Here is a 533-nt window from a genome sequence, read left to right on the forward strand (position 1 = left end):
TTGTTGAGGAATTTGGCGTCTTTCTCCGGCGGCGCCGGGCCGACCTCGATCTTCTTGCCGTCCGACAGCGTGAAGCTGGCGATGTCGAGCGCGTTGCCGAACGCGTGTTCCGACAGTTTTCGTGTGCCGTTGCGTGGCCGGCAGACAAAAGCCGATGCCTGGCCGATCGATTTCAGGTCCGCACCGAATTCGGCCTTTGCCGCCGGCTGGATGACATCGGCGGCAAAACGCGCCGTCGCCTCGGCCATCTTGCAGTTGAGCTCGGTGCCCGGGGCAATCGCGATCGACTTTCCAAGGGTCTTCAGCACGATGGGGTAGGGAATCGAACAGCCGATTTCGGGCTGGCTTTCCGCCTTGTACTCTTCGAATTCGACGCCGAGCGTCTTTAGCCGTTCGCGGCATGCGACTTCCTCGACCGGCATTTTTTCATCGGGCACGTCGGCCGAGCGCGGATCGGGCAGCATCTTCTTCTCGTCCGCGTCGGCCGGCTTTTGCGGTGGCTGCGGGGCGACGGTTGGCGGCTGGGCCTCGGG

Annotated in this window: 1 protein-coding gene; it reads right to left on the reverse strand. The window is 63.4% G+C overall.

The annotated features are described in order from the left end of the window. A partial coding sequence (locus tag ENZ75_RS33790; RefSeq protein WP_206617192.1) for an extensin family protein occupies positions 1-533 on the reverse strand: 533 nt, incomplete at both ends.

Origin of the sequence: Mesorhizobium sp. M7A.F.Ca.CA.002.04.1.1, from assembly GCF_004022805.1 — a bacterium.
GTDB lineage: Bacteria > Pseudomonadota > Alphaproteobacteria > Rhizobiales > Rhizobiaceae > Mesorhizobium > Mesorhizobium ciceri.